The organism is Thalassovita aquimarina (assembly GCF_018219815.1).
GTDB lineage: Bacteria > Pseudomonadota > Alphaproteobacteria > Rhodobacterales > Rhodobacteraceae > Thalassobius > Thalassobius aquimarinus.
Genome location: NZ_JADMKU010000055.1, coordinates 1 through 1,226 on the forward strand (window position 1 = coordinate 1; position 1,226 = coordinate 1,226).

Sequence of the window (1,226 nt, forward strand, 5' to 3'; positions counted from 1 at the left end):
AAAAGGGCCGCCCATTGGGCGGCCCTTCGGTATTCAGATCAGCGAGTGGATCACGCGATGATTTTCGACACGACGCCCGAACCGACGGTGCGGCCGCCTTCACGGATGGCGAAGCGCAGGCCTTCTTCCATCGCGATCGGGGCGATCAGTTCGGCGGTGAACTTCAGGTTGTCGCCCGGCATCACCATCTCGGTGCCCTCGGGCAGTTCAACCGTGCCGGTCACGTCGGTGGTCCGGAAGTAGAACTGCGGACGGTAGTTCGCGAAGAACGGGGTGTGACGGCCGCCTTCGTCCTTGGTCAGGATGTAGACCTCGGCTTCGAACTTGGTGTGCGGGTTAACCGAACCCGGCTTACACAGAACCTGGCCACGCTCGACCGCTTCACGGTCGATGCCGCGCAGCAGGGCGCCGATGTTGTCGCCGGCTTCGCCGCGGTCCAGCAGCTTGCGGAACATTTCGACACCGGTACAGGTGGTTTTCTGGGTGTCCTTGATGCCGACGATTTCGATTTCGTCGCCAACGTTGATCACGCCACGTTCGACACGGCCGGTCACAACGGTACCGCGGCCCGAGATCGAGAACACGTCTTCGATCGGCATCAGGAACGGCTGGTCGACGGCACGTTCCGGGGTCGGAATGTATTCGTCAACGGCCGCCATCAGTTCGCGGATCTTGTTTTCGCCGATTTCCGGATCACGGCCTTCCAGCGCGGCCAGGGCCGAACCTGCGATGATCGGAATCTCGTCGCCCGGGTAGTCGTATTCGCTCAGCAGTTCGCGAACTTCCATTTCCACCAGCTCGAGCAGTTCCTCGTCGTCGACCTGGTCGACCTTGTTGAGGAACACCACCAGCGCCGGGATGCCGACCTGGCGGCCCAGCAGGATGTGTTCGCGGGTCTGCGGCATCGGGCCGTCAGCCGCGTTCACAACCAGGATGCCGCCGTCCATCTGCGCCGCACCGGTGATCATGTTCTTCACGTAGTCGGCGTGGCCGGGGCAGTCGACGTGCGCGTAGTGACGGGCATCGGTCTCGTATTCCACGTGCGCGGTCGAGATGGTGATGCCGCGGGCTTTTTCTTCCGGCGCGCCGTCGATCTGGTCGTAGTCCTTGAAGTCACCGAAATACTTGGTGATCGCTGCGGTCAGCGTCGTCTTGCCGTGGTCAACGTGGCCGATCGTGCCGATGTTGACGTGAGGTTTACTACGCTCAAACTTTTCCTTTGCCAT

Annotated in this window: 1 protein-coding gene; it reads right to left on the reverse strand. The window is 61.8% G+C overall.

Annotation, left to right across the window (positions count from 1 at the left end; translation table 11 throughout):
• Nucleotides 1-50 precede the first annotated feature (50 nt).
• On the reverse strand, nt 51-1,226 hold a 1,176-nt coding region (gene tuf, locus IT775_RS21140), incomplete at its 5' end, for an elongation factor Tu (protein ID WP_212703231.1).